Origin of the sequence: Brevibacterium epidermidis NBRC 14811 (assembly GCF_001570805.1) — a bacterium.
Taxonomy (GTDB): domain Bacteria; phylum Actinomycetota; class Actinomycetes; order Actinomycetales; family Brevibacteriaceae; genus Brevibacterium; species Brevibacterium epidermidis.
The window spans coordinates 14161-40718 of record NZ_BCSJ01000007.1 but is presented as its reverse complement, the minus strand read 5'-3'; the positions used below and the strand labels follow the sequence as shown (position 1 = coordinate 40718).

Annotated in this window: 25 protein-coding genes; 7 read left to right on the top strand and 18 right to left on the bottom strand. The window is 64.1% G+C overall.

The annotated features are described in order from the left end of the window. Nucleotides 1-56 precede the first annotated feature (56 nt). A complete protein-coding gene (gene phoU, locus BEP01S_RS05465; protein WP_062241268.1) occupies nt 57-719 on the top strand; it encodes a phosphate signaling complex protein PhoU in 663 nt (220 codons plus the stop codon). A gap of 75 nt (nt 720-794) precedes the next feature. On the opposite strand, the gene BEP01S_RS05460 is transcribed toward phoU, so the two are convergent. Then, on the bottom strand, nt 795-1538 hold the full coding sequence (locus tag BEP01S_RS05460; RefSeq protein ID WP_062241266.1) for a phosphoglyceromutase: 744 nt from the start codon (nt 1536-1538) through the stop codon (nt 795-797). A gap of 133 nt (nt 1539-1671) precedes the next feature. Here BEP01S_RS05460 and BEP01S_RS05455 point away from each other — a divergent pair, with 133 nt between their 5' ends. Both BEP01S_RS05455 and BEP01S_RS05450 read left to right on the top strand, forming a co-directional pair. Beyond that, complete coding sequence (locus tag BEP01S_RS05455; RefSeq protein ID WP_241897514.1) at nt 1672-2715, top strand: bile acid:sodium symporter family protein; 1044 nt, start codon at nt 1672-1674, stop codon at nt 2713-2715. Continuing rightward, nucleotides 2712-3290 (top strand): GNAT family N-acetyltransferase, encoded by a 579-nt coding sequence (locus BEP01S_RS05450; RefSeq protein WP_083532566.1) that lies wholly within the window; start codon nt 2712-2714, stop codon nt 3288-3290. Before BEP01S_RS05455 ends, BEP01S_RS05450 begins: the two co-directional genes overlap by 4 nt. A gap of 63 nt (nt 3291-3353) precedes the next feature. On the opposite strand, the gene BEP01S_RS05445 is transcribed toward BEP01S_RS05450, so the two are convergent. The 7 genes from BEP01S_RS05445 to BEP01S_RS05415 all read right to left on the bottom strand — a co-directional run bounded on the left by BEP01S_RS05445 (nt 3354) and on the right by BEP01S_RS05415 (nt 8524). Continuing rightward, on the bottom strand, nt 3354-3632 hold the full coding sequence (locus tag BEP01S_RS05445; RefSeq protein ID WP_244882102.1) for an iron chaperone: 279 nt from the start codon (nt 3630-3632) through the stop codon (nt 3354-3356). A 99-nt stretch (nt 3633-3731) separates the two neighbouring features. After that, a complete protein-coding gene (locus BEP01S_RS05440; RefSeq protein WP_083532565.1) occupies nt 3732-4445 on the bottom strand; it encodes a YbjN domain-containing protein in 714 nt (237 codons plus the stop codon). A 50-nt stretch (nt 4446-4495) separates the two neighbouring features. Further along, nucleotides 4496-5911 carry a glycosyltransferase gene (locus tag BEP01S_RS05435; RefSeq protein ID WP_244882100.1) on the bottom strand — a complete coding sequence of 472 codons (1416 nt, stop codon included), beginning with the start codon at nt 5909-5911 and terminating at the stop codon, nt 4496-4498. A 34-nt stretch (nt 5912-5945) separates the two neighbouring features. After that, complete coding sequence (locus tag BEP01S_RS05430) at nt 5946-6755, bottom strand: alpha/beta fold hydrolase (RefSeq protein ID WP_062241262.1); 810 nt, start codon at nt 6753-6755, stop codon at nt 5946-5948. Between the two features lie 18 nt (nt 6756-6773). Beyond that, entirely contained in the window at nt 6774-7097 is a 324-nt protein-coding gene (locus BEP01S_RS05425; RefSeq protein ID WP_039208426.1) for a DUF2516 family protein, read from the bottom strand. A gap of 177 nt (nt 7098-7274) precedes the next feature. Then, complete coding sequence (locus BEP01S_RS05420; protein WP_062241260.1) at nt 7275-7715, bottom strand: AzlD domain-containing protein; 441 nt, start codon at nt 7713-7715, stop codon at nt 7275-7277. Then, nucleotides 7712-8524: an AzlC family ABC transporter permease gene (locus BEP01S_RS05415; protein ID WP_062241257.1), complete on the bottom strand. Its 813-nt coding sequence runs from the start codon at nt 8522-8524 to the stop codon at nt 7712-7714. Before BEP01S_RS05415 ends, BEP01S_RS05420 begins: the two co-directional genes overlap by 4 nt. A gap of 66 nt (nt 8525-8590) precedes the next feature. Between BEP01S_RS05415 and BEP01S_RS05410 the strand changes: the two genes are divergently transcribed. After that, nucleotides 8591-9208, top strand: coding sequence for a helix-turn-helix domain-containing protein (locus BEP01S_RS05410; RefSeq protein WP_082819459.1), 618 nt, complete (start codon nt 8591-8593; stop codon nt 9206-9208). Between the two features lie 31 nt (nt 9209-9239). Here the strand turns inward: BEP01S_RS05410 and BEP01S_RS05405 are convergent, their stop codons facing one another. Further along, nucleotides 9240-10388, bottom strand: coding sequence for an FUSC family protein (locus BEP01S_RS05405; RefSeq protein ID WP_039208421.1), 1149 nt, complete (start codon nt 10386-10388; stop codon nt 9240-9242). A gap of 85 nt (nt 10389-10473) precedes the next feature. Between BEP01S_RS05405 and pepN the strand changes: the two genes are divergently transcribed. Further along, complete coding sequence (gene pepN / locus BEP01S_RS05400; RefSeq protein ID WP_062241256.1) at nt 10474-13425, top strand: aminopeptidase N; 2952 nt, start codon at nt 10474-10476, stop codon at nt 13423-13425. A 277-nt stretch (nt 13426-13702) separates the two neighbouring features. On the opposite strand, the gene BEP01S_RS05395 is transcribed toward pepN, so the two are convergent. From BEP01S_RS05395 to BEP01S_RS17085, 3 genes are all read right to left on the bottom strand, one after another. Then, entirely contained in the window at nt 13703-14791 is a 1089-nt protein-coding gene (locus tag BEP01S_RS05395) for a C40 family peptidase (protein ID WP_062241254.1), read from the bottom strand. Nucleotides 14792-15061: 270 nt separating this feature from the next. Beyond that, nucleotides 15062-16147, bottom strand: coding sequence for an LLM class flavin-dependent oxidoreductase (locus BEP01S_RS05390; protein ID WP_062241252.1), 1086 nt, complete (start codon nt 16145-16147; stop codon nt 15062-15064). Nucleotides 16148-16264: 117 nt separating this feature from the next. Continuing rightward, nucleotides 16265-18097, bottom strand: a complete 1833-nt coding sequence (locus tag BEP01S_RS17085) for an HNH endonuclease signature motif containing protein (RefSeq protein WP_244882098.1) — start codon at nt 18095-18097, stop codon at nt 16265-16267. On the opposite strand from BEP01S_RS17085, the gene BEP01S_RS16910 reads away from it, so the two are divergent. Next, on the top strand, nt 18050-18490 hold the full coding sequence (locus BEP01S_RS16910) for a hypothetical protein (protein ID WP_161792700.1): 441 nt from the start codon (nt 18050-18052) through the stop codon (nt 18488-18490). The two genes, BEP01S_RS17085 and BEP01S_RS16910, sit on opposite strands and share 48 nt — an antisense overlap. A gap of 434 nt (nt 18491-18924) precedes the next feature. Here BEP01S_RS16910 and BEP01S_RS05380 read toward each other — a convergent pair whose 3' ends face one another. Continuing rightward, nucleotides 18925-19611 (bottom strand): helix-turn-helix domain-containing protein, encoded by a 687-nt coding sequence (locus BEP01S_RS05380; RefSeq protein ID WP_082819589.1) that lies wholly within the window; start codon nt 19609-19611, stop codon nt 18925-18927. A 271-nt stretch (nt 19612-19882) separates the two neighbouring features. Between BEP01S_RS05380 and BEP01S_RS05375 the strand changes: the two genes are divergently transcribed. Continuing rightward, nucleotides 19883-20911: an NAD(P)/FAD-dependent oxidoreductase gene (locus BEP01S_RS05375; RefSeq protein WP_062241248.1), complete on the top strand. Its 1029-nt coding sequence runs from the start codon at nt 19883-19885 to the stop codon at nt 20909-20911. 75 nt (nt 20912-20986) lie between these two features. Here the strand turns inward: BEP01S_RS05375 and BEP01S_RS05370 are convergent, their stop codons facing one another. The 5 genes from BEP01S_RS05370 to BEP01S_RS05350 all read right to left on the bottom strand — a co-directional run bounded on the left by BEP01S_RS05370 (nt 20987) and on the right by BEP01S_RS05350 (nt 26480). Beyond that, a complete protein-coding gene (locus tag BEP01S_RS05370; protein WP_062241246.1) occupies nt 20987-21382 on the bottom strand; it encodes a universal stress protein in 396 nt (131 codons plus the stop codon). 325 nt (nt 21383-21707) lie between these two features. Next, nucleotides 21708-23141, bottom strand: coding sequence for an APC family permease (locus BEP01S_RS05365; RefSeq protein WP_062241289.1), 1434 nt, complete (start codon nt 23139-23141; stop codon nt 21708-21710). A gap of 105 nt (nt 23142-23246) precedes the next feature. Beyond that, nucleotides 23247-23948 (bottom strand): type 1 glutamine amidotransferase, encoded by a 702-nt coding sequence (locus BEP01S_RS05360; protein ID WP_062241244.1) that lies wholly within the window; start codon nt 23946-23948, stop codon nt 23247-23249. Further along, nucleotides 23945-25144 (bottom strand): dipeptidase, encoded by a 1200-nt coding sequence (locus tag BEP01S_RS05355; protein ID WP_244882096.1) that lies wholly within the window; start codon nt 25142-25144, stop codon nt 23945-23947. The genes BEP01S_RS05360 and BEP01S_RS05355 overlap by 4 nt, the downstream gene beginning before the upstream one ends. A gap of 178 nt (nt 25145-25322) precedes the next feature. Then, nucleotides 25323-26480: a DUF819 family protein gene (locus BEP01S_RS05350; protein WP_062241288.1), complete on the bottom strand. Its 1158-nt coding sequence runs from the start codon at nt 26478-26480 to the stop codon at nt 25323-25325. Nucleotides 26481-26558: the final 78 nt, after the last annotated feature.

Below are 26558 nucleotides of genomic sequence, written 5' to 3'. Positions count from 1 at the left end.
GCACCACCGACAGTCACCCCCGATTGTCACGATCAAGAGTTAGGGAACCGCAGTTCATGCGCGAAGTCTTCAGAAACGAACTGGACGATCTGGCCACCCAGCTGGTCGGCATGTCCACCAAGGTCCTCGAGGCCATCCGCCTGGCCAATCAGTCGCTGCATTCGAATGATCTCGAGCTGGCCGAGCAGGTCATCGAGGCCGACTCCGTCATCGACAATATGCAGTTCACGCTCGATCAGCAGGCCGCCGAGATGCTCGCCCTGCAGGCTCCGGTGGCCGCAGATCTGCGAGCCGTCATCGGTTCGCTGAGGATGTCGGCATCGCTCGAGCGCATGGGCGACCTCGCCCGCCACATCGCCCAGCAGGTGCGCATCCGCTATCCGGAGTCCGCGATCCCCGACCTCTTCGAACCGACGTTCGTGCGGATGGGCGAGTCCGGTGAGAAGATCGCCGAGGCGACGCAGAGCCTGCTCTCGAACCCCGGACTGTCAGCCGTGCCCACGATCAACTCCATCGACGAGGAGCTCGACGAGCTCCACCTGAGCGTGTTCGGGAAGCTCGGCGAGGCTCCGGCAGGCTCGCTGGCTCCCCGGCATATCGCCGATGTCACCCTGCTCTCGCGCTACTACGAACGCTTCGGTGACCATGCAGTGTCGGTGTCGCAGAAGGTCGAGTACCTGCTCACCGGCAACTGGGAACCCTACCTGTCGAAGAAGTAAGACCCCGCTCGACGAAGCACGAAATCAGCGAAGCGCCCCGGCACTGCCGGGGCGCTTCGCATATCCGGGTGAGACTCAGCGTCCCTGGTTGGCGACTTGGCCGATGGCCGCCGCGGCCGCCTCGGCGTCGAGGTAGGTTCCGCCAGGGGTGACCGGGGTGAAGTCCTCGGTGAGTTCGTAGTGCAGCGGAATGCCGGTGGGGATGTTCAGTCCCGTGATGTCGGCATCAGAGATTCCGTCGAGGTGCTTGACCAGTGCACGCAGCGAGTTGCCGTGGGCGGCCACGAGCACGGTCTTGCCAACGGTGAGTTCGGGCACGAGGGTGTCGTACCAGTAGGGCAGGAGGCGGTCGATGACGTCGGCGAGGCATTCGGTGCGGGGAAGCGCGTCGCCGAGGTTGGCGTAGCGGGCTTCACCGGCCTGCGAGAATTCCGAGCTGTCGGCCAGAGCCGGCGGTGGGGTGTCGAAGGAGCGGCGCCAGGTCATGAACTGCTCTTCGCCGAACTCGTCGCGGATCTCTTTCTTGTTCTTGCCCTGCAGCGCACCGTAGTGACGTTCGTTGAGGCGCCAGCTGCGGTGGACGTCGAGCCAGGACAGGTCGGCGGCCTCGAGCGCGATGTTCGCGGTCAGGATCGCACGCTTGAGTCGCGAGGTATAGACGACATCGGGGATGAGGTTCTTCTCGCGCAGGAGCTCACCGGCACGCTTGCCTTCGGCACGGCCTTTGTCCGTCAGGGTCACGTCGACCCATCCGGTGAACAGATTCTTCTGGTTCCATTCGCTCTCGCCGTGGCGAAGCAGGATGAGGTTATACGTCATGGCTCCATTTTGACACGACCACTCCGGCCGGGTCGCCCGCGACCGTCATCTCAGCTGCCCGTCCCAACCGGGCTTGTCTCATTTTCTGGGCACGCGTCTCGAATGACAATATGGGCGGAGTACCCTTGCACCCATGTCACACACGCCAGCACACCAGACTTCCGGGAGCACTGCTGCTCCCGCAGCCGATCGCAGTTCGATCATCGCCGTCACGGCCCTGCCGGTCCTCGTCGTCATCGCGGGAGTGCTCGGGTTCCTGCTGCCCGATGCCTTCACTCCCCTAGCTCCGTCGATCACGTGGGCTCTCGGCGTGGTCATGTTCTTCATGGGGCTGACCCTGACCCTCCCGGACTTCGCCCGCATCGCGAAGCGGCCGTGGATCGCGGTGCTCGGTGTCGTCACTCAGTTCGTGGCGATGCCCCTGCTCGGCCTCCTCGTCGTGACCGTCTACTCGCTTCCGCCCGAGATCGCCGTCGGAGTCATCCTCGTCGGCTGCGCGCCCGGCGGCACCGCGTCGAACGTCGTGACCTACCTGGCGAAGGGCGATACTGCACTGTCGGTGTCGATCACGACTCTGTCGACGCTGTGCGCTCCCGTGCTCACTCCGCTGCTGACCCTGTGGTTGGCAGGTTCCTACATGGATGTGCCGTTCTGGTCGATGTTCGTCTCGATCTGCCAGACCGTGCTCGTGCCGGTCATCGTCGGCGTCCTCGTCCGTGTGTTTGCGTCGAAGCTCGTCGACAAGATCTCGCCGGTGCTGCCGTGGCTGGCTTCGATCGCCATCGCCTATATCGTCGCGATCGTCGTCGCCGGTTCGGCCGGGTCGATTGCCACAGCCGGTGTGCTCGTCCTGCTGGCCGTCGTCACGCACAATCTGCTCGGACTCGGCGTCGGCTACGGTGTGGCCGCAGCCTGCCGCCTCGATACCCCGACGCGTCGCGCGCTGTCGTTCGAGGTCGGACTGCAGAACTCCGGTCTGGCTTCGACCCTGGCCACCACGTACTTCTCGCCGCTGGCGGCACTGCCCGGCGCGGTCTTCAGCGTCTGGCACAACGTCTCCGGCGCCGTGCTGGCTTCCCTGTTCGCACGTCGTCCCTACGGAAAGCCGCCGGTCGATGCGTCCGGCCATGAGCCTGCATCCGCCGGTGCGACGTCCGCGGGGACCACGAACCGATGACCACCGAGGCAGCTCCGGGCGAGGGACGCACGGGCCGAGGCTTCGACGGTTTCGCTCCGGAGACCCTGCACCTGGCGGGCCGGACATTCGTCATCCGTCGGGCCGCCGAGGCCGATGTTCCGGCCCTCGTCGCGCTGCTGCGTGATGACGTGCTTGGTGCCGCCCGTGAGTCCGGCAGCGAGGAGGCAGCTCCCTATACTCGTGCCTTTGCGCTCATCGACGCCGATCCGAATCAGCTCCTCGCCGCCGTCATCGAAATCGCGGGCGAGCCTGGTTCATCGGACCAGAGTCACGACGACTCGACCATAGTGGGGACGCTGCAGCTGAGTCTGCTGCCCAGCCTGTCTCGCCGAGGCACTCTCCGCCTGCAGATCGAAGCGGTGCGAATCGGCGCTTCGGCTCAGGGAATCGGGCTCGGCACTGCGGTCTTCGAATGGGCGCACGAATGCGGACGTCGCTTCGGAGCCGGACTCGCGCAGCTCACCACCGACAAGTCACGCACTGGTGCACAGCGCTTCTATGACCGGCTCGGCTATGTCGCCAGTCATGAGGGAATGAAGCTGCCGCTCGACTGAGACCGGCTGGCGCTCATCTCCATGGAGCGGCCGCCGACGCTCACTTGCTGCGCAGCGTCGACCTCACATCCACTTCACTCCGTCGACCTCGAATTCGCGGATTCGGTGGGCGATCATCTCGGTCAGCAGCTCGGTCGGAATCTCGTCGTCGTAGGGCAGCTTGATCGACCCCTTTCCGGTGTCGAAGTCCTGCAGTCGGTCGGCGAAGGCTTCTTTCGTGCTGGGGGTGAAGACGAAGTTCGCGTGCCTCTTGTAGCCGGCGAACACGAACAGGATCGAGCCGAAGGCATAAGGCGGGGCTGCCCCATTTGAGACTCTCCTCCGCCTGCGGCGCAGCAGCACGACTGAGTTCGCGCAGCCTCGTGAGGAAAGCCCGGTTTAGCTCGCCGTCGAACAAAGCGATGTATTCGTCGACAGTCGTGGGCTTCGACGTCTCCGCACTCATGAGCGCGGGCCTGGACGCTGATCGTCAGCAGAGTCCCTCGAAGCGTCCTGCCCGGCCGCCTCATCCACCGACCCGGGTGCCTCGCTTGCCTGACCGTCCGCCTCGTCTGCCTTCCCCGCGCCCTCACTCGCCGGCCCGGCCCCATCGCTCTCCCGGTCGGCTGTGACCGCCGGAGGCTCGGAATCGGCTTCGCCGAACGTGCCGAGGAATTCGTTGTTATCTCCACTGAGCACCTTCTCGAAGGCCGCAAGGTTGCGCGTCGATTCGCCTCGGCCGACCCTCCACGCCCACTCCTTCTTCATCCCGGTGAGGAATCCGATGAGGAGGAGTTCATTGAACGAGGAATCCGCCGTGGCGAGCATCGCCCCGAGCAGTCCGTCGAGTTCATCGAGCAGATGTTCGCGGGGCACGCTCGCCCGCAGATACACATCGCCGAGGCTGTCGATCGCAAACGACACCGGCCCCGGTTTGAGATTCTTCTGCAGCAGCCACCGATTGAATTCGGCCGAGTTCTCGTCGGGGTGGCGGATGACGAAGGCCTGCAAATGAGCGGTGCGAGCGAAGACGCTGATCGCCACGTTCGTCTTGAGCTTCTTCTCCCCAGGCAGGGTGACGACGATCTCCTCGTCCTCGATCGAATCGACGGGAACGTCGTTGTTCTCGGCCCAGGTGCGCACTCCGGCCAGGATCGCCTCGGTGTCGGTGCTCATGATCTCACGCCTTTCGCTCGGCTCTCGTGCTCACCGCCGACTCTAGTCCTTCAGCATGCTCCGAGCGGCTCCGACGGCCGCGATGCCGCTCCGGAGGTCTCAGGCAGAGCCTCGAGAACGGCCGCGATGGTCCGTCCCCAGTCGAAGCGTTCGGCACGGTCGACGGCGTGGCCGGCGAGTTCGGCCCGCAGGTCAGTGTCGATGAGCAGGGTTTCGATCGCCGTCGCCCAGTGGTGCGGGTTGTGGTCGGCGATGAGCAGTCCCGAATGTCCGTGTTCGACGATTTCCGGGAGTCCTCCCACCGCCGAGGCGATCGCCGGCAGTCCCGAAGCCGCCGCTTCGGCTGCGACGAGTCCGAAGGATTCACTGCGGGAGGGGACGATGAGCACGTCCGCGGCCCGGTAGTAGTCGACGAGCACGCGAGAGGGAACGGGCGGGCGGACTTCGACGCTGGGTTCGCTCGCGATCGCCGCGGTCAGCTCCTGCAGGTAGGTCGAGGACGGTCGAACCGCTTTCCCGCCCGCTTCGACACCGGCCCCCGAGGCGGCGCCGAGGAGGATTCCGCGAGTCCGGGAGGCCAAGTGCGGGTTGCGTTCCCGCAGTTCTGCCAGGGCGTCGACGGCGACGTCCGTGCCTTTGATGAACTGCATGCGCCCGACGTAGAGGACGATCGCCTCGTCCGCGGCGAATCCCAGACGCTCGCGCGCTTCCGACTGTGAGTCCGGTGCGTAGAGCGCATGATCGACACCCGGTCGGGCGACGACGACTGAGTCGGGATCGGCTTGGAGTTCGTTCACGAGGTCGCGGCGCTCGAAAGGAGTGGCGGCGACGAGCAGGTCGGCTTGAGCAGCGATGCGCTCTTCGGCTTCGAGTCGCTGGGGCCGTTCGTGGCTGGTCTCCGAGTCGCGGTTCTTGACGGCCCCGATCGTGTGCATGCTCACCGCGATCGGGGCTCGCAGCGATCGGTCCTGTCCGGCAGCACGAGCGGACTCGACCACGTCAGCGGAATCGGCGTCGATGGCGACGGCGATTTCACGAGCTCGCAGGGCCGCCTCGGCGGAGATCCAATAGTGGGTCCAGATGAAATCGGCGGCGCGGAAGTCGGGGTGGGCAATGAGCAGTGCGGCGAGTTCGTCGATGGCGTCGGCGAGTTCGTCCTTTGTCGTGGCGCCGACCGGCAGATGGTGAAGGGTGATGCACTCGGTGATCTCCAGCTTCGTGCCCGGGCCGGCTGCGTTGCCGCCCGTACCGTATCCGTGTCCGGCGTCGGCTGTGCTGCTACCTGTACTTTCAAGACTGCCCGTACCGTCGAGGCCGCCGGGGTCGGCGGTGAATACGTCGACGCGGTGTCCGGCCGCGGCGAGCGCGCGCACGGATTGGTCGACGTAGACGTTCATCCCTCCGGCGTCGCCCTGCCCGGGTTGGGCGACGGGCGAGGTATGGAGGGAGAGGACAGAAATGCGCACGGAGACAGTCTAGCCAACGACCTCGGTCGGGTGACTAACCAAAAAATTCGCCGAGGATGCGCCGCACTTCGTGACGTCCGCGCCACAGGATCGATCCGGCGGGAAGCACCTCGAGTCGGGAGCTCGGGATCGCACGGTGGATATCCTCGGCGACAGCGACCGGATGAGCCGGGTCGTCTTCGTGGGTGAGGATGAGGACCTCACCCGCGAATGAGCGCAGGTTCTCGGCGGCCTCGGCGGTGTCCGCGACGGCGATTTCGAGGGCGAGTCCGAGACCATCGGACATGTCCGTGTGGACGAGGTTCTCGGCCTTCGCCTTCGTCCAGGCACGCGCGGGAAGCATCTCGGCCACCTCGGCGGGTTCGCGGGAGAGCATGAGTTCGACGATGCCGTCGATGTCCTCGTCGTCGACGAGGCGACGCAGTCGCTCCAGGTAGGAGCGGTTGGCGGCGGCCACCTCGGCGGGGAATCCGGTGAAGGAGGCTGGGAGGACGAGGGCGACCTTGTCGAGCCCACGGGTCACGGGGTGGGCGATGCTCAGCAGGTGGAGGAGTCCTCCGGCGGACATCGAGACGCCCAGCGCCCGGCTCGCCGAGGTGGTGCCCACCGCGTCGGCGAGCACCTCGGCGATCTGTGGATAGGTCCATCCGGGGCCGGGTGAAGGTCGGCCGCCGTGGCCGGGCAGGTGGAGGAAGTGGCGAGTGCCGGTGATGCCAGTGCCGAAGGGGCGAGTGTCGCGGATCGCGCCGGCGAACCCGTGGCCGAAGAGGGTGTGCGGGTCGCCCGTTCCGAACGTGGCGATGAAGCCGGATTCGGGCCCCGGCAGGTTGAGATCTGTGCTCATGTGGTGGGGGTGATCAGCCTATGCGCGGCGTCCGCGGTTGCGGTAGCGCGGGTCGACTGCTCGAACTTTAGGACGCACATCGGTGAGGTAGACGATGCCGGCGACGAGGGCGATGATGTTGAGGAAGATCATGCTCATGCCCATGGGCGGTAATGCGATGAGGGCGAGCGCGAGCCCGACGCCGAGGAGAATGACCCAGAACTTCTTGCTCTGCTTGTCCACGGCACGGTAGTTCTCGTCCTTGAAGCGGAGGCAGTCGATGAACGCCCAGAGCTGGACGACGAATGCAGCCACCGTCAGAGCTAGAAAGACGAGACGCTGAAAGCCCGCGATGTATTCCATGGTCTCAGCCTAGCAATCACGCGCTTTCGGGGCAGTTCCGGCCCGGAGATCCACGGCAATTGCCCACCCGCATCCCACGGCTTTCACAGTGGGAAGAGGCCGGCCCAAGGCTGCAGTTCCGGGCCCATGTTGGCGGTTCGCCGTCCCGCGCTCAGTTCGGACCGTCGTCGCTCCTGCTCAGAGGATCCCGGTCGTGCGGATCAATGCGCACACGGCCATTCCGATGACCACCGCGAGCAGCATCGGCACGCGCAGGATCGCGGCGAGCACGCCCGCGCCGACGCCGATGAGGCGGGCCGGATCGGCGATGTCCGTCCCATCGAAGACCGCGGTCGTCGCGAAGACCGCACCGATGAGCACGACCGTGGCCCGGTCCATCCACATCGTCACGCGTTCGGTCGAGTCGGCCGTTTCGGACGTTTCGGCGGTGGCGGAGGATCCGCCGGGCGTGGAGGGATCGCCGGGTCCGGAAGATTCAACCCCCGCCGAGGCGGTCGCCGGGGTACGTCGGCGACCCTTCGTGGCGATGGCCGCTCCCACCTTCACCCCTGCGAAGCGCATGAGGTAGGTTCCGATACTCAGCCCGGCCAGGGCGATGAGAAAGCTGACGGGGTTCATCGGTTCCCCTCCCCTCGAGTCGTGTACTGCGTATGGTCGGCGGCGGCAGTGCTGTCAGCGCTGGTGTTGCCGGCACCGCTGCTTCCGGCACTTCGGCGACGGATGAACGAGCGCACGGCCCAGCCTGCGGCAACGAAGACGAACACGGACAGCGAAGTCACAGCACCCAGGCCGAGCGGCAGCAGCGGGGTCAGACCCACGGCGATGAGGATGCCGATGACGGTCAACGAGAGCGTGACCTTGTTCTTCAGGTCCCCGCGGATGAGGCAGAAGAGAATGATCGGGAAGGCAGCGTCAAGTCCGAGCAGGTCCGCGTTGATGACATTTCCCAGCCACTGCCCAACCATGGCGCCGCCGGGCCACATGATGCCGATCGCGGCCCCCATGAGCAGGAACGCATGCCACTTCGCGCGGGGGTTGTGCCCGAGGCGCGAGATCGCGGTGGATTCGTCATTGATCCAGTGGGCTGCGAGGAGAGCTCGCCAGTCCTGCGGAAAGAAGGGTCCGACTGCGACGCCGAAGGCGAAGTTCCGGGAGTTGACGAGGAGTCCTGCGAGCACCGCGAGAATCGGGGCACCGCCGGCGGCGATGACGCCGACGAAGGTGAATTCGGCGGCGCCGCCGAGGGCGAACATCGCCAGCAGCAGCGTCTGCCACCAGGCGAAACCGGAGACTGCGGAGATCGCCCCATACGACAGCGCGACCGCGATGATCGTGATGGTGACGATGGCTACCGCACGATAAGTCGAGCCGGGGAGAACTCGTTCGACTTGCGGCCTCCGCTCAGTCGTGCGAAATAATGAACCCATGTTCCATACAGTGCGCCCTTGGCGATCGTTCGTCAACCCGAACGACCTGCCCGCTATAGTGAACTCATGACTTCTCGAAGCAATGATGATTCGCTGAACGACTCGCAAGGCGCTTCCGACCCTGCTCCCGGCACCGCGCTCTCGCCGAGTCAGCAGATCGCTGCGGCGCTGAAACGCGAACGACTGCGCGCCGGACTCTCCTTGTCCGAGGTCGCCAGGCGGGCCGGAGTCGGCAAGTCGACGATGTCTGGGCTCGAGACCGGAAGCGGCAATCCGAGCCTGGAGACGATGTGGGCTCTGGCCGCCGCTCTCGACATCCCACTCGCGCGCCTGCTCGACCCTCCCCCGCATGAGGTGGCGCTGCAGCATGTCGGCGATATGCCCAGCCTGCCGTCGACGACCGCGAACTATGTGGCCACTCTGATCTCACCGTCGCCGACGAATGCCCGACGCGACGTCTACTTCATCCAAGCCGAACCGGGTGAGCCGCGAGAGTCTCAGCCGCACCCTCAGGGCACGATCGAACATGTCATCCTCGGCCGCGGGGCCGCACGCATCGAGGTGCTCGGGAAGTCCTATGACCTGGGTGTCGGTGACTATCTCACCCACCCGGGCGATCAGCCTCACCGCTTCACTGCTCTGGCTCCTGGCACGAACGCTGTGTTCGTCGTCGAAAGCAGCTGACTGCCCCTCCAGGTCACGACCGGTTCGACGGCTATTCGACGACAGGGCCGCCGTCGTCATCGGCGTCCTCGGCCAATGGTGGAAGCCGCGATTGTGCTTCCGCACGCGTCAGACCCGCAGCTTGGAGCAGGTCGACGGCGACCGTTCGCAGGAGCAGGACCATCGATTCATCGTGGATGTCCCAATCGGACTTCGCCCGCGGATCCAGCGCGCCCGCTGCCTCGGACAGGGCCGCCTCGGCGAGGGATCGATCAGTACCGCGGCGCAATGCGATCTCGAGTTTCTTCGCACCGTCGGCCAAGGAACCGACGTAATCGGCGATGACGGGCTTGCCGACGCCGAGCTCGGTGACGCCCACGACGCGGCGGGCGATGACCCGCATGGTCCGCATCGCTCTATCGGAGAAGGTGTGAGCGCGGGACAGTCGAGTCACCTCGGCAGCGTGCCGGCGGGCGCGCGCATTGATCTTCGCGGCCTCACGGGAGATCCGCAGGGATGAGCCCCAGGAGTCGATGATGTCCTGGGTTTCGCGAGCACGTTCGAGGGCTCGGCCGGCCATCGTCACATCGGCATCACGTAGGGCGCGCTTCATCATTCGGAGGACTGCGTCGACCTCCTCGAGCATGTCTGCAGCCAGACGCCGCGGAACCTTTCGGGCGTCGCGCGGGATCAGCAGTGCCAGCAGAATCGCGCAGACAGATCCGGTCAGAGCGTCGAGGGTACGTGGGAACGGCATGGTGGTGGCGCTGGCCGGAACCACGACCACGTAGACGGATTGGACGGCGATCTGGGTGATGAAGATACCGCCGGAATTGAGGATCGTGCCGATGACCAGACCGATGATCAGAGTCAGCGCGAGCTGCCAGATTCCGGAGCCGTAGAGGTTGACGAGTATCTCGCCCACGAGCACGCCGAAGGTCGCACCGATGCCGATTTCGAGGGCACGACGCAGGCGACGATCGACGACTGGGCCGATGCCGACAGCCGATGCGACCGCGGCGAGGAACGGATACGGGTGGTCGAGGACGTAGACGCAGAAGGCGTAGGCGGCGGTCGCGGCAATGGGGATCTGGACCAGCTGGCCGGAGTTCACCCACACGCGCTTGAGCCCCATGCGCAGACGGTGGGAGACGACGCTGAACCCCCGCCGAGGCAGATCGCTGACCCGAGTCTCCGCCATCAGTCCCCTCTGCCGTTCGCTGGTGCTGTACTCAGAATACCGGAAATGTGGCATGCTAAAGTCTGTCCGCCGAGGAGGCTATTGAATGACAACGAATCTCACCCGAAGCGAAGCGCAGAGTCGAACACAGCTGCTCGAGGTCGATTCCTACTCAGTCCATATCGACGTCAGCAACGCCGAAACCGATGCCGACACGTACCTTTCTCGCACCGTCGTCGACTTCTCCGCCCGCTTCGTCGATTCGACATTCATCGACCTGATTGCCGACTCCGTGTCCTCCGTTCTGATCAATGGCGAGAGCCTCTCCCCCGCCGAGGTGTTCGACGGTGCTCGAGTCACGTTCCCCGTCCGCGCCGGCCGCAATTCCCTGACGATCGAGGCGCAGGCACGCTATTCCACCTCGGGCGAAGGACTGCACCGGTTCACGGATCCAGCCGATGGCAAGACCTACCTCTATACGCAGTACGAACCGACCGACGCCCGACGCGTGTTCGCGAATTTCGACCAGCCCGACCTCAAAGCCGAGTTCATCTTCACGGTCACGGCGCCCGCGCATTTCCAGGTCCTGTCGAACCGCACCGAGGCGAGGACGGAACCGGGCGATGGCTCGGCGGGCGCAGTCACCCACTATTTCGAACCGACGCTCAAGCAGTCGAGCTACATCACGTGCATCACCGCGGGACCCTATGAAGGGGCGACGGATGAGTGGACGGACCCGCGCACCGGACAGACCGTGCAGTTGGGCGCATGGACGCGGGCGAGCCTCGTCGATCATCTCGACGCGGACGATATCTTCGGCGTCACGAAAGCCGGTCTCGAGTTCTTCACCAGCGAATTCGACTACCCCTACCCGTGGGGCAAGTACGATCAGATCTTCGTTCCCGAGTACAACCTCGGCGCCATGGAGAACCCCGGTCTGGTCACGTTCACGGACAATCTGATCTTCCGCGACAAGGTCACGGACGCGAATTACGAGTCGCGCGCGAACGTCATCCTGCACGAGATGGCGCATATGTGGTTCGGCGATCTCGTCACGATGAAGTGGTGGGATGACCTGTGGCTCAAGGAGTCCTTCGCCGATTTCATGGGCGGGCTCGCGCTGGCCGAGGCGACCCGTTTCACCGATGGCTGGGTGACCTTCGCGCTGCGCCGCAAGGCGTGGGCGTACACACAGGATCTGTATCCGACGACGCACCCGATCGTCGCCGACATCCCCGATGTCGAGGCCGCGAAGCTCAACTTCGACGGCATCACCTATGCCAAGGGCGCGTCCGTGCTCAAGCAGCTCGTCGCGTTCGTCGGCCGGGAGGCGTTCTTCGCCGGTTCGCGGCTGTACTTCAAACGGTTCGAATATGGGAACACCGAGCTCGCGGATTTCCTCGAATGCCTCGCCGAGGCGGCCCCCGACAGGGACATCGCGAACTGGGCGTCCGCGTGGCTGGGGACCTCAGGAGTTTCGGAGCTGTCCCTGCAGCTGACCACCTCGGATGGTTCGGCTAAGTCCTCCGACGGTGGAGCCCCGGCTTCCGCCGTCTCCGCACAGGGCGGAGGACGCGGGAAACTCGTGACTTCGAGCTCGGGCGCGAGGCTGCGCAGCCCGGATGCGGTCGACGACAACTTCGACGCAGCCACCGGAGCCGCTCACGAGGCCGGGTCCGGAGCGAGCGGCAGTGTTGAGCCGCCTCGGCGACGGTCCGGTTCGGAGAAGATCACAAGTGCCACGATCGCTCAGGCCGATTCGGCCGAAGGCACGGCCCTGCTTCGGCCGCACACGATCGAGATCGCCACACTCGGAAGGTCGGGGCGGTCGATCGTTCCCCTCGATTCGTTCCGTTTCGAGTTCTCGACCGAGTCGGCCGATGTCGAGCAGCTGATCGGCCGCAGTGCCGGCGTGATCACTCTGCTCAACTTCAATGACCTGGACTATGCGCGAGTGCGACTGGATCCGGAGTCGACGGAGGCGGCGGTCACCTCGGCGTCGCGGATCAAGGATCCTCTGTCGCGGGCCCTGGTGTGGTCGGCGTTGGACAATGCGGTGCGCGATGGGCTCATGCCGGTGCAGAAGTACCTCACTGCCTATGCCCGCAGCCTGGGCAAGGAGAGTCATGCCGGGATCATGGCGGGGCTCAGCCAGACCGCTCTGACCTGCATCGATCAGTGGGTCGCGGACCGGAATTTCGATGCCGCGATCATGGGGCTGCTGGGAGCGGCGCTGGATGCGTTGGCTGCGGCGAAGGCCGGGTCGGATGCGCAGCTGCATCTGGCCAATCTGGTGTTGGCGCTGACGTCGCGGACGGCGCGATGCGCGGCCGGCAGCTCTGCAGTCGCCATGGGGCGTGGGTTCGCCAGTCAAGTCCTGGCGGTGCCGGTCGGCGAGGAGATCGACCGAATGTATGCCGGAGCTCCTGGTCAATCGGGCCAGGCTGGTTCGGCGGGCCAGTCGGCGGAGACTTCCGGCGGAACTCGCGCGGGTCGAGGCGCCGACCATTCGACTGCGACGTTGCCGTTCCGTGGTCTCATCAACGATCACGCACTGAGGTGGAATGCGCTGACTGCGCTCGTGAGCCTCGGGTGGGCGGATCAGACCGATATCGCGCGAGAGAACCATTCGGATCCAAGCTCTTCGGGACGGCTTCGCGCCGAGACGGCCAGTGCAGCCCTGCCCCTGCCGATCGTCAAAATCCGTGCATGGGAGGCAATCCGCGAAGCGGGCGCCCTGAGCAATGATGTGCTGTCGGCGATCATCGCCGGGTTCATCGCGCCGAGTGCGATGCCACTCATCGAGGAGTACGTCGATGAGTACTTCGACGGTCTGCTCGGGTTCTGGATGGACAATTCGATTGAGATCGCACGCCGTCTGGTGCTCGGTCTCTATCCCCGATGGTCCGTCGACGAGGAGGCTGTCGTCGAGAAGACCGACGCTTGGCTGGCAGCCAACGTCGATGCACCTGCGGCTCTGCGCCGGTTGGTCATCGAACGTCGCGATGATCTGGCCCGTGCCATCTTCCTGAAGTCGACTCAGAGTTCGCGGCACTGATCGGCAGCCGCTTCGGTCGGTGACCACCCTGCCTACCTGTTCGGCGGTGGCCCCTGGGTGAGTCGCCTAAACAGCCCCCGCGGCGGACGAGCCTTGGCGAAATCCTTCGGCAGTCGCCTTAGTTAGCGAACATTGACGAAATCGTCAGGCAGCCGCCTCGGCGAAAATAATCTGAAATCACTGATGGCCGGGCCCTTTTTGGGCACCGGCCATCAGTGTGTCGGTTGGTCGTCGTGCCAACCAGATCGGACAGTGAACCTGTCCGACTCGATCTAGATCAGAGGATTCGGCGGGCTCCGGAGAATTCGTTTCCGGTGTCCCACTTCTTCCAGTCGGTGACGTAGACGTCCTTCGACGCGTTCGGCGAGTGGATCATCTTGCCGTCGCCGACGTACATGCCGACGTGGTGGACCGTTCCCGAGCTGGTCGAGAAGAACAGCAGGTCACCGGGCTTGAGGTCCGACGAGGAGACGGCCTTGCCGGCCTTCGCCTGTTCGCCAGAGTCGCGCGGCAGGTCGATGCCGTGGGCCTTGAAGATCGAGTAGGTGAAACCGGAGCAGTCGAATCCGTAGGCGGAGACTCCTGCCCACAGGTAGCGCAGGCCGTCGAACTGCTTCGCGGTCTTCACGAGGTCTTTGCCGCTGGGCTTCTCGGGTTTGTCGCCGACGTCAAAGACATCCACATCGTCGATGTCGATCCAGGCGGCTCCGCCACCGGGGAGTGCCACGCGGACGTCGTCGACGTCCTGTGCGATGAGCGGCAGGTCGACGTTGAAGCTGACGTCGGCACCGGTGTCCTTGGTGAACTCGATGCCTTCGAGCTCGCTCTTGGGCTTCGTGACCACTGCGCGAGGCTGATCCTCGCGGAGGTTTCCGAAGCGGTCGTTCTCGACAAGCTGCTTCTTGGGCATCCAGCCGGGGTAGCCCTTTTTGTTCTTCGGGGTCTTCTGGTCGGTCACTGCGACCTTGGCCCAGCTGCCCTTGATGTCGAGGACGGAGACTTCCGAACCGTAGGTCGCCTGGGTCTCAGTTTTGCCAGTCAGCCCACGGCGCACATCGGTGGATTCGAGGTTCTTGTTCCACTTCTTGAGGTCGACGGGGTGCTGGAGCGCAGGCTTATCGACCTTGCGCGGAGCCTTCGGGTCGGTCCACAGCGTCGCTACCGTGACATCGACGTAGGCGGTTTCGCCCTTTTCGATCTTGCCGTCGGTGATTCGTTCGAGTTCTTGGCCGGGAACGACATCAGCTGAGATGCCGGACGTATTTGCGGCGTCGGTCGAGGACAGATTGCTCGACAGTGCGGGAGCACCGGCGCCGAAAACCAGTCCGACCCCAAGTGCTGCCGAAACAGCAATTTTGGTACGCATTATTTCTCTTTCGGTCTGCGGGCCGCAGGCCCGCGTGGGGGAAGTCTCCGAAGGTGCGCGAGCGCATTCGGCGTACAGTTTTCATTTCCGACTCGGTCCCTCCGAAAGGAGTGACCACGCTGGAGAAGAGTCCCTGTACGGTGTCGATTCTACTGGCTGTCACACGACTGTCAGCATTCATGACACTGTGACAGGATAACGCGGACTGATCGTGGATTGAAGTCCACTTGCTCGAATCGATGCTGAGCTGAGACTTCGAATCACCTCAAGTCAGACGTTGACTCCACCGAGGAATTCGGCGGCCAGCAGCTCGATCGTCTGAATCCGGCCCGGGTCTTCGCGCACGTCTTCGCCTTTCATGGCGCCAGCGATCGGCTGGATCATGATCTCGTCGACATCGAACCGCTCGGCCAGCTCCTCGAGCTGCGCGGCCGCAGATTTCGGGTCACCGATGATCCAGTTGTTGGAGAGCTCTTCGCCGACCATTCGTTCTTGGTCGGTCATCACCGAGCGGATGTCGTCGCCGGCCAGGTGCAGTTTCTCCATCGGTCCGCCGGTGCGCATTCGGGCCATCTGCAGCATGAAGGGTTCCGAGCGCAGCTGTGCTTCTTCCTCGGTGGGGGCGACGACAAGGTTGGCTGTGACGAAGGTCTGCGGTTTATCTCCGTAGGCACCCGGTGTGAAGTTGTCGCGGTAGATCTTCATTCCGGTGGTGGCACCGGATGCGAAGTGGTTGGCGAAGACATAGGGCATGCCAAGTTCAGCTGCCAGCCGCGCGGAGTAGCCTGACGACCCGAGGAGCCAAGGCAACGGCTGCGTTCCCGGAGCTGCGGCTGGAGTCGCCTTGAGCACGTGCTCGCGCCCGCCGTGGAGCGGAACGCGCATCCCTTCAGGCTGCATGAGGCTGAGGGTGTCGATCACGTGTCGAGGGAATTGTTCGACGGGATCGATGGCGCGTCCTTCGCGGTCGACCATCCGTCCTTCACCGAGGTGGCCCCGCATTGCCGCCGAGGTGATCGGATCCGTCCCCGGGGCGCGCCCGATTCCCAGATCGATGCGGTCGCCAAAGACCGCCGACAGGAGGGCGAAGAGTTCAGCGACTGCCAACGGAGCATGGTTGGGCAGCATGACTCCCCCAGAACCGAGGCGGATCTGCTGTGTTCCCTGGCCCAGGTGCATGAGCTCGGGCCCAGGCATCGTCGATGCGATAGAGGGCATGTTGTGGTGCTCAGCCACCCAATAGCGGGTGAATCCGAGTTTGTCAGCAGTGTCGATGATCTGCTTCGAAGCGGCGAAGGAGTCAGCTGTTGTCTGTCCTGTGCGGACAGGGACGAGGTCAAGGATGGAAAGCTTCATGCCGGATCAACATTGCATGCAAGCGGAACATTCCGTGCGACTCGTGTGAGGCGCAATGTGTTTCGCAACGAAGATCAGTTGCGGCTTCGGCCAGTTGACTAGACGCCGCCGCGGCGATCAGCCGAAAAGGGTCTCTCCAATCTCGCGTGCAATGAACCGTGCGTGGAGCACCGGTTCCTGCGCCGGATCGATGCTCGCCGGCGGTATCCACGCGGGGCGGCCGTCGATGAGCATCCTGCAGTCCCAGTCGGTGTAGTCGAGCAGGTGGTGATGCGCGGAGCAGGCGAGCGTCAGATTGTTGATGTCGGTCTTGCCGTTACTGGCCCATGGGACGATGTGGTGCGCTTCGCACCATCCAGGAGGAGTGTCGCATCCGGGAAATGTGCATCCCTGGTCGCGGCTGGCGAGGATCGCCAACTGCTTCTCAGTAGCCAGGCGTCGTTCAGTCGCCAATGCCATCGATTTCGTTTTCTCACTCATGAGATGGAAGAAGAGCGAACCATTGAGTCCTTCCAGAGCAGCGGAATCGATCGGGAACGGCGCTTCCGCTCCGGTGACGGCCTTGCCCGTCCGGTTCGCCAGGTCTTCGGCCTTGGCTGTGATGACCAACGCGTAGGCCGCTCCAGCCTTAATGCGGTTCATCTCGATGCTGCCGATGACGCTGGAGAATCGCTCGTAGATGCGACGGCGGACACTCGGCTGTTCCGCAGCCATAGCCACCAGGGTGCCATCCTGTTTCACACCTGCGCCCTGCGGGATCTCTCCATTCGCACCGACCTGCGGCGGGGTGAAGTTGAGCGAGGGGTCGAGGCAGTCCGAACGGTCGCCGCGCAGAACTTCCGTATAGGCGTCCACGACTTCCTGATCGAGGTCGCTCTCGCTCTCACCACCGCTTTCGGCGGCGGGACGGGCGTCGTCTGCGAAGCTGGCATCGATGCCTGCTGCATTCGCGCAAGTGTCCTCGTCCGACTGAGAATCGGTTTTTATGCGAGAGGTCAGCAGTCCGTTGAGGATTCCTCCGGTTTCCTCGTCGAGACATCCCTTGAGAGTCCAGGTACCGTCTTTCATCTGGCGCAGGTTGACGTTGAAGTTGTCCCGATCGGCTGCCTCCTTGGGCTCTTGGCCGTCGGGGTCGATCCAGCCCAGGATCTCCTGGAACAGCCTGTGGATATCGCAGACGCGGACTGTCGGAGCTTTCTCCACGAGAAGACTCTCGGCCTTGATCTTGTCGTCTTCCGATACGTTCGGCGGCAGACTGTTCAGGCATTTGGCAATGGTCGACGTTTGATTCGATGACAGGATGCCTTCGCGCAGAGCAGCAGCGAGGACGGGAAACTTCGCTTCGATCGACTCTCCGCTGATGCTGGTGCGCTTGCCCAGACATTCGGCGAGCTGGGTCCGGCGGTAGGCCTCCTGACCCGACACGTTGAGTCGGTGCTGGACCAGCGCCTTCGTCGTCTTCGCTCCATAGTCACGGGGCGTTCCGACACGGTCGAATACTGAGAGTGTCACGATCGAGAGAGATTCAGTCAGACGGTTCAAGGTCTCAAGACCGTCGAGGAGTGTCACCGCGTCATCGGGCCCCATGGGGCGACTGAAGTCGTTGAGCTCATTGAGCAGATGCTTCAGGCTCTCGATGCTGCCGGTGACCTCCGGGGCCACATGCTTGAGGTCCGACCAGCGATACTCGTCAAGCAGCGGATGGGCGTCGGAATCCGAATCAAAGCTTTCAGCCAGCGCCTTGTGCCGTTCAGCGCGTTCCGCCTCAGCGATACGTTCGGCTTCCTCTTCTGCCTTCTTCCGCTCTTCGTATAGAGCGACGTGTGCATCCCACTCGGCTCTTTCGCGTTCGAGCTCTTCGTACTCCTCACGTGCCTGTGGGTTCGACCGCAGGTACTCTTCGTGTTCGGCGGCTCGCTGGGCCTCTCGTTCTTGGCGCTTGGCTTTCATCCATGCGCTTTGGCGCGCTTCGATCTCTTTGATGCATGCCTGAACTTCTTCTTCGGTCTCCGGCATGGTCGTTCTACTCGACCAACGACCGTCACTGCTGAGGACGCCGTCGCCAGTAGGTGGAGAATCATCTCCGTCAGCATCAATATCGACTGCATCCGCATCGGACTCAGAACCGACTGCATCTCCGCAGCCGGGAGGTTCGACGCGATCGGCACCGATTTCACCCTCACCTGCCTCCTCATCGGCCAGGTTGTCGGCAATCCCGTCGAACCTGTCGGCGAGGGGATGACCGGTGAGATCCAGTCCGGCGTCGGCAAGCAGCTCCCGGTAAGTGGACGCGACGGGGTCGCCCTCGGCAGATGCAGCAGGCGGGGCGGAAGGAGAAGCTGAGGTCGCGCCAGTCGGCGAACAGTCGGCCGGTGGGGAATCTGGCGGAGAAGGTGTCGGTGGTGCTGGTGAGGGCTTTCCTGCCTCGGAATAGTTGTACTCGTCGTGCCTTCGGTCGGGGATGAGAGCCATTTTCTCTGTGTCCGTTCATCATCGTTGATGGGTTCGGCTTGGCTTTATTCTATTTCATCATTCGAACAAACACCATAGGTTCATACTATTCAATTGAGTTTTATTCCAGTTTGTACGAGTTGTTTCTATTTTTTATGGTCAGACGGGACTTTGCGGATCGTGAATGGCGATTCGCTCAAGAGAAGACATCCCACCAAGGACAGGCCGTTCAACCAGCCAACGACACTTCAACCGTGGGCAGACAAGTCGGTCAATGAGAGAAAGGCTACGGCTCGCCACTCACGCGAGATCAGCGACGCGCTCCTTCAGCTCTTCATATGAACGCGCTGTCCCTCAGGACCGAAGAGACTGAGATATTCGACGCCACCGTCGTCGGCTCCCCCGAACCAGTGAGGAGAACGAGTATCGAACTCGGCGGCCTCACCAGCACTGAGGATCATCGTCCGATCGCCGAGGATGAGGGTGAGTCGACCACGAATCACATACACCCATTCGAACCCGGGGTGAGTCTTCAGCGACCCGAGCTTCGGCGTCTGCCGACCATCGACGATGTGCTTGAACGCCTGCACCCCGATCGCCCCGCGGCTGAGGGGCAAGACCGTCTGGTCATGGAACTTCCGCGGCGAGATATGAATGCGCGGATCCCCGATCGGCGGAGTCCCCACCAGTTCATCGAGCGGGAGCCCATAGACCCCGGCCAGCGGCAGCAGCAGCTCCAAGCTCGGCTTGCGCTTCCCGGATTCCAAACGGGACAACGTACTCGTCGACATCCCAGCCAGTTCGGCCACCTCTTCCAGAGTGCGCCCCTGCTCCTGCCGCAGTCCTCGCAGGCGGGCGCCGACGCCAGCCAGCGACTGTCTAATGGCCTCCTCAGCCTCGATCGGCGCGGGCCCATCGGCGAGGATGTCCGATATTCGGTCTGCCGCATGAGTTCCCCGCTCACCCGTCGCACCGCGATTCGTCCGCCTACCTGATTCCTTCGACTCTGCCATGCCCACAGCATGGCACATTTTGCTGTTTCAGCAAATGTGTTTGCACTTTCATGCGCACGGGAAGCACACTCAAAATGGCACCGAATCCCGGGCACGTCGAAACCGAGTTCCAGACTTACAAGCGCCGAGCTCAGAATTCATCAGAACCGAGTTCCTACCCCACCAACACCGGGCTCCAACCTCACCGACGCCGGGCTCGGTCCAGTCCAACATCTACCAGTCACCACCGCACCACCCACGCTCCAATCACCCGTCCCCGCACAGGAGAATCATGACCATCCCAACCGCACCTGAGAACTCACAGCCTTCCGCACCCGACGAGAACCCCGAATCCGCGCAGAACGCCTTCGATGTCGCCGTCATCGGCGGTGGCGCAGGAGGTCTCGCGGCTTCGATCGCCTTGGCGCGGTCGCTGCGATCCGTCGTCGTCATCGACGCAGGCCAGCTGCGCAATTCCTCCAGCGCACACGCGCACAACGTCCTCGGTCACGAAGGGGTCAGACCGCAAGATCTCGTGGAGAAAGGTCGCGCCGAAGCCGAAGAGTACGGTGTCACCGTCATCAACGCGACAGTCCGACAAGCGCACAATCTCGTATCGGAGCCCAACCCCGCTGAGGCTGCTCCGCGGCATCGATTCGAACTGACCACCTCGGCGGGGGTCGAGATCAGGGCCCGCCGCATCATCATCGCCACAGGTCTGAGCGATGAACTTCCGGATATCCCTGGCCTCGCGGAAGGATGGGGCGACACCGTCCTGCACTGCCCCTACTGCCACGGGTACGAAGTGCGTGGACAGCGCATCGGCGTCATCGGCACGACGGCTATGTCATACCACCAGGCGATGTTGTTCTCCCAGCTCAGCGACCGAGTCAGCTTCATTCGCCACAATGCTCCCGCTCCTGATTCCGAGCAGGAGGCAATGCTCGATACGCTCGGCATCGAGTACATCGATTCCACCGTCACCGAGGTGGCCCGCACCGAGTCCGGAACCGTCGTTTCGCTGGTGGCAGGCGAATCTGCGGGCGAAGCGAGCACGCTCACCTTCGATGCGCTCACCGTCGGGACGTATGGGCGAGCGAATGCCGAACTGTTCTCCCAACTCGGCGGCGAAGTCGTCGCTCACCCGAGCGGGATGGGCACCTACATTCCCACCCAGATGGCAGGGCAGACCGATGTGCCCGGCGTCTGGGCGGTCGGCAACAGCGCTGACGTGTCGGCAGTGGTCGTGGCCAGCACCGCCAGCGGCGTGATGGCCGGCGCGCATGTCAACGCCGACCTCATCATGGAACGGCTCCGCTGAGGCAAGCACGAAACAGGAGTCACGCGACCGCGGCGTGGCCCGTTTTCGCGGGCCACCGCCGCAGCTGTCAGGCCCTCAGTGTGCGGCTTTGACGCACAGCACCGGAGCTTCGGCGTCGAGGATGACCTTCTGAATGGTCGACCCGAGCAGGAACTTCCCGACCGGGGTGCGCTTCCGGGTTCCGAGCACGATCAGCTCGGCTCCCACCTCGGTGGCGGTGTCGAGGATCTGTTCGGCCGGGTCGTATTCGCTGCCCAATGTCAGCACGCGGAATTCGACGTCCGCCCTGCTCAGATAGTTGTTGACCGACTTGAGCTCCCCCTCGCCGAGGCGGTAGGAGTCGCTGCGCTGCGCCGAGCGTGACGCATTGACGACGACGAGTTCCTTGCCGTCCTTCTTCGCCTGCGCGATGCCCGCATCGAGAGCAGCGTGTCCGGCGGGATTGTTGACGTAACCGACGAGTACTGTCATTTTTCACCTTCATTGGATTGAGCTGTTTGGATCCGAGTGCGCAGGTCGGGAACCTACTACCGTCCCAGCATATCGAGCGATACAGACATGGGTCGGTGGGCGGCCCGAACCGCACCGTCCCGGTGCAGGACCGCATGGTCCTGGCAAAGGAGGGCACCGCCTCGGCAATGGACGGTGACCGCACCGCAGCCGCGGTGCACGTCGAGGCGGGATCGCTGGGCCACCTCGGTGTGGGGCCGTCCGCACGTGATGGCGGACCGATTCGGCAAGGAGGCGTCCTCACGGGACGGCGCACCGCCTCGGCGAGGGGATCGCCTCACGTCATTCACGTCAGCTCTTCGGGATTGCGGAACCGGGTGCTCGTGCCCTTCGTCGAACGGTTCCAGAACCACGTGATGATCCACAGGACGACGCCGATTCCGACAAGCGCCGCTGCGATCTGATACTGGATGAGCTCGTCGAGGCGGGCCCACGGACCGACGAGGAACACGCAGGTGATGACGCCGATCCACGGCAGAACCGTCGGCGCCTTGAAGTGGTTGGGGTTCCCGGACTTGTCCTTGCGCAGGATGAGCACGGCGACGTTGACGACGGCGAACACGGCCAACAGCAGCAGTGAGGTGGTGCCGCCCAGGGACGCGGTCACCGTGTCGGGAAGGACGGTGGACACGACGAAGATGAGCGCGAAGGCGATGAGCGTCGTGAAGAGGATCGACACCCACGGCGACCGACGACCGGCCATGACCTTCGCGAACACGGGCGGGAGCACATCCTGCTTGGACATTCCGTACAGCAGGCGGCTGGCCATGAGCATGTTGATCAGCGCCGAGTTCGCGACGGCGAACATCGTCATGAACGGGAAGATCGTATCGATCGGCAAGCCCGGGGCGCCCTCACGGACGACCTCGAGCAGCGGCGTCTCGCTCTCGGTGAGCACGCCGATGGGCACGGCCGCGACGGTGACGAGTGAGACGAGGACGTAGATGATGCCCGTGATCGTCAGACCCGAGAGCATGATCTTCGGGAACACGCTCGGGTCCTTCGTCTCCTCGACCATGTTGACCGAATCCTCGAAGCCGACCATGGAGAAGAAGGCGAGCGCAGTGGCACCGGTGACCGCGAGGAACACGCTCTTGTCGCCTTCGGTCTCGAAGATCATCACGCGCGAGAAGTCCGCATCGCCCGAACCGAGCGCGAAGAAGCCGACGACGATGACCAGCAGCAGACCGCTGAGCTCGATGAGGGTGAGGACGACGTTGAACCACACGCTCTCGCCGACTCCGCGGAGGTTGATGAGCGCGATGAGGGCGAGGAACGCCAGCGCAATCCACATCACCCCGGTGCCCGATATGTCCCAACCGAAGCCGGCCACGAGGTTTGCGGCGAAGACGTTCGACGCCGTCGACGCCGAGGTGATCCCGGAGCTGAGCACGGCGAAGGCGACGAGGAACGTCACGAAGTGGATCCCGAACGCCTTGTGCGTATACAGCGCAGCACCCGCGGCCTGCGGATACTTCGTCACTAGCTCCATATAGGAGAACGCGGTGATCAGCGCGATGAGGAAGGCGAGGATCACCGGCGCCCAACCGGCACCGCCGACCTGCCCTGCAACCTTGCCGGTCAGGGCGTAGACGCCGGTTCCGAGGATGTCACCGACGATGAACAGAAGCAGCAGCTTCGGCCCCATGACCCTCTTGAGGGTCTCCGGCTGCTGTCCGTCACCGGCATCGATTGTCGTCGTGGGTTCTTTGTCGCTCACGATTCCTCCGTGTCCGATGCGGCGGCTGTGCCGCATACCTGGCAACCCTGACTGTGGTCAGAGCCTCGCCTAGTATGCCTCAGACACGAGCCTCACACACAAGCTTCAGTTCCGAACCACTGTGAGAAACGCCGAGAACAGGGCCTTCGAATCACGTTCGCTCTCCGGCCCGAACTCCATTGCTTCTTCCAACAGGGTATCTTTATCGAACCCCAATGTCTGCAGTTTCGCCGCGTCCCAGCGCTCGATGTTCTCCCGCGTCGACTCCGGGTGGAACTGCGTCCCCCACGCCCGACCGACTCGGAACGCCTGGAATTCGCAGGCCTCGCTCGTGGCGAGCAGGGTCGCCTCCTCGGGGAGGGCGACGATGCGGTCGACGTGGCTTTCGACGAACGACGTCCGCGGCCGAATCGCTGAGAACACGGGGTCCGCGGCCGCCTCGTCGGTGGTGTCGATCCGCGTGTACCCCTTCTCTGGCGCCCCGGTCTGCGCCCGCACGTCCGCACCGATGACGTGGGCAATGAGCTGCCCGCCGAGGCAGATCCCGAACTGCGGCAGATCCGTGTCCAGCGCATGACGGACGAGTTCGGCCTCATCGGCGAGCCACGGGGCACGGTCCGTCTCATCGGGCATAAACCCGCCGCCGAGCATGATGAGCCCGTCATAGGCGTCGAGCTCGGCGGGCTTCGGCAGAGTCGAGACCCCGCCGATACGCAGATCGAATTCGACGTTCTCGCTGATCATCCACCGTGTCAGTAGCCCCGGCTGGGACTCGATGTCATTGACGATGACGAGCAGCCGCGTCATGATTCCACCCCCGCCGAGGCGGCCGGACCGTTGCCTGCGGAAGCGGAGTTGCCTGCAGACGCGGGGTTGGCGGCGACGCCGCCGTTCCCCGCCGAGGCGGCCCGACCGTTGGCCGCGGACGGTGCGTCATCCGCGGAGCCGAGGAACGCCGTGTACGCGTCCTCGTGTGCATCGAGGACGCGCATCGCATTGTCGAAGCCGACCTTGCGCAGGTCGGTCTGCGACCAGCCGCGCGAGGCGAGTTCGGCGAACAGGTTCGGGTACTGGCCGGCGTCGCCGAGCCCTGTCGGCAGCTCATCGACTCCGCAGATGTCGCCGCCGAGTCCGATGTGGTCGATGCCGATCCGCTCGCGTACGTAATCGCAGTGGTCGGCGACCTGGGTCACGGTCACCTCGGGGGCGGTTCCCTGCTCTCCGGCGTCGACCCATTCGCGGCGGGCGTTCGAGACGAACGACGGCACGAACGTCATCATCGCCACTCCCCCGTTGTCGGGCACGCGGTCGAGGACGTCGTCGGGGATATTGCGCGGGTGCGGGTTGAGCCCAAACGCGCAGGAGTGGGTGAAGAGCACCGGCAAGGTGCTCTGGTCGAGCGACTGGTGCATGACCGACGGCGCGACGTGCGAGAGGTCGAGGATCATGCCGATCCGGTTCATCTCCGCCACGACTTCACGGCCGAAGGCGCTCAATCCTCCGTGGACCGGTTCGTCCGTGGCCGAGTCGGCCCAGGAATGCGTGGTCGACCAGGTCAGAGTCATGTAGCGGGCACCTGCGCGGGCGTATGACCGCAGCACGGCCAGGGACTCGTCGATCTGCTGACCGCCTTCGACGCCCATGAGCGAGGCGACCTTTCCGGCGTCGCGGGCGGCACGGACGTCGGCGGCGGTGCGGGCGAAGGCGAGTCGTTCGGGATAGGCGGTGACGAAGCGCTGGACCGCGTCGATCTGCTCCCACGTGGCCTTGATCGCGTCCGCGCCGGTGATCGAGGAATGGACGTAGACGGACCAGTACTGCGCGGTCACATGGCCGGCAGCCAGCTGATCCATCGTGGTGAACGGGGAGACGCTCGGATCGTTTAGGCCTTCAACGCTGTAGTCGCGTTCCTCGCGCAGGTACCACGCGAGGTCGTTGTGTCCGTCAAAGACGTCCACTACGGGTGCGGATTCGGTGGCAGATGCTGTGTCGGGTGTGGTCATGGTCGGGTCCTTCCGGTCGGGCGGGTGAGGTTTAAGGTGGAGCGGTGCGGTCGGTGCGGGTGCGGTTCGGTCGGACTCGGCCCGGCTGGGCCGGTCAGGGCAACGCGGGGCGCGCACGGAACGGCGCGTCCGCGTTGGGGTGGTCGGACGCCTCGGCGAGGTTGGGATGGTCCGTTCATCATGCCAGCCCGGACAGGATCTGGGCCGACCAGAGGCCGAGGAACGTGCCCAGGAACGTGCCCATCAGCGCGAACAGCACACCGACGGGGACGAGCTGCCGGTTGAAGGCGCCCGCGACGACCGGCGCCGAGGCGATTCCGCCGATGTTCGCGGTGCTGGCCACGGCGATGCTGAAGAGCTCGGTGCGGCTGAGCTTCGCGTAGATGAGCATGATGACGATGTGGACGACGAGGACGATGATGCCCGCCACCAGGTAGAGCGGCGCTTCGGCCAGGGAGGTGAAGTCCGAGCCGGAGGCGATGATGCCGATGATGAGGTAGAGCAGGATCGTCGCGAGCTCGTTGGAGCCGGCGGCTTTGCCGAACCGAGTCGATCCGATGGCGAGACCGAGGACGCTGACGATGAGGATCGTCCACGCGGTGCCGTCGATGACCGCTCCGACCTCGGGCAGCAGCTCGCCGAGGCGGATCGCCAAGGCGGAGGTCAGCAGTGCGAATCCGATGAGTCCGAAGATCGACGACAGCGTCATCGGCTTCTCCTCCTCGGCGGTGACCTTATCGGTGAAGTCGAGCTTCGACATATCGGCCTTCGTCCACTTGTCGAACTTGTCGGACACAGTCACGGAGGAGAAGACGAGCAGCAGCCAGAAGGAGTAGAGCACCGTGTCGACGATGAGGACATAGCCGAACACATTCTTGGGCGCCTGGAGGACTTCCTGCACCGCGACCATGTTCGCCGAACCGCCCGTCCAGGAGGCGTTGAGCGCGCCGAGGGCCTTCCACGCTTCGGGGTCGAGACTGGAGTGCAGGATGAGGTAGCTGACGATGAAGCCGATGATGATGCTCCCCGCGGTCACGGCGAAGGTGAGCAGCAGCTTCGGCCCGAGCTTGATGATCTGCCGGACATCGCACTTGAACAGCATGAGCAGGATCATCGCGGGCAGCAGCGCCGTACGCAGGGTATCGCCGACCGCGTCGATGTCCCCGCTGGAGTGGTCGAAGACGCCGATGGTGTTGAGCAGCGCGGCCACGATGTAGAGGATGACGAAGCCGGGCACATACTTGAAGAGCTTGAAACGCCCGCTCCGGTCCGCGACGACGAGTACAGCGGAGATAGCCAGAAGCAGGCTGATGAATAGATAACCGTCCGTGATCACTAACGACACTTCCTCATTGAATTCGTCCATCTCGACAGGGGCATTGCGGGAGACGCAGCAGTTGGCGCCGTTGCCGGC

Coding starts and splice junctions, on each gene's coding strand:
- BEP01S_RS05405 (WP_039208421.1), bottom strand. CDS start 10,388: ATGGCGGAGACTCGGGTCAGCGATCTGCCTCGGCGGGGGTTCAGCGTC.
- BEP01S_RS05360 (WP_062241244.1), bottom strand. CDS start 23,948: ATGACGCGGCTGCTCGTCATCGTCAATGACATCGAGTCCCAGCCGGGG.
- BEP01S_RS05410 (WP_082819459.1), top strand. CDS start 8,591: ATGACTTCTCGAAGCAATGATGATTCGCTGAACGACTCGCAAGGCGCT.
- BEP01S_RS05380 (WP_082819589.1), bottom strand. CDS start 19,611: ATGGCAGAGTCGAAGGAATCAGGTAGGCGGACGAATCGCGGTGCGACG.
- BEP01S_RS05450 (WP_083532566.1), top strand. CDS start 2,712: ATGACCACCGAGGCAGCTCCGGGCGAGGGACGCACGGGCCGAGGCTTC.
- phoU (WP_062241268.1), top strand. CDS start 57: ATGCGCGAAGTCTTCAGAAACGAACTGGACGATCTGGCCACCCAGCTG.
- BEP01S_RS05375 (WP_062241248.1), top strand. CDS start 19,883: ATGACCATCCCAACCGCACCTGAGAACTCACAGCCTTCCGCACCCGAC.
- BEP01S_RS05390 (WP_062241252.1), bottom strand. CDS start 16,147: ATGAAGCTTTCCATCCTTGACCTCGTCCCTGTCCGCACAGGACAGACA.
- BEP01S_RS05395 (WP_062241254.1), bottom strand. CDS start 14,791: ATGCGTACCAAAATTGCTGTTTCGGCAGCACTTGGGGTCGGACTGGTT.
- BEP01S_RS05425 (WP_039208426.1), bottom strand. CDS start 7,097: ATGGAATACATCGCGGGCTTTCAGCGTCTCGTCTTTCTAGCTCTGACG.
- BEP01S_RS05355 (WP_244882096.1), bottom strand. CDS start 25,144: ATGACCACACCCGACACAGCATCTGCCACCGAATCCGCACCCGTAGTG.
- BEP01S_RS05370 (WP_062241246.1), bottom strand. CDS start 21,382: ATGACAGTACTCGTCGGTTACGTCAACAATCCCGCCGGACACGCTGCT.
- BEP01S_RS05420 (WP_062241260.1), bottom strand. CDS start 7,715: ATGAACCCCGTCAGCTTTCTCATCGCCCTGGCCGGGCTGAGTATCGGA.
- BEP01S_RS05460 (WP_062241266.1), bottom strand. CDS start 1,538: ATGACGTATAACCTCATCCTGCTTCGCCACGGCGAGAGCGAATGGAAC.
- BEP01S_RS05440 (WP_083532565.1), bottom strand. CDS start 4,445: ATGAGCACCGACACCGAGGCGATCCTGGCCGGAGTGCGCACCTGGGCC.
- BEP01S_RS05415 (WP_062241257.1), bottom strand. CDS start 8,524: ATGGGTTCATTATTTCGCACGACTGAGCGGAGGCCGCAAGTCGAACGA.
- BEP01S_RS05430 (WP_062241262.1), bottom strand. CDS start 6,755: ATGAGCACAGATCTCAACCTGCCGGGGCCCGAATCCGGCTTCATCGCC.
- BEP01S_RS05455 (WP_241897514.1), top strand. CDS start 1,672: ATGTCACACACGCCAGCACACCAGACTTCCGGGAGCACTGCTGCTCCC.
- pepN (WP_062241256.1), top strand. CDS start 10,474: ATGACAACGAATCTCACCCGAAGCGAAGCGCAGAGTCGAACACAGCTG.
- BEP01S_RS17085 (WP_244882098.1), bottom strand. CDS start 18,097: ATGAAAGCCAAGCGCCAAGAACGAGAGGCCCAGCGAGCCGCCGAACAC.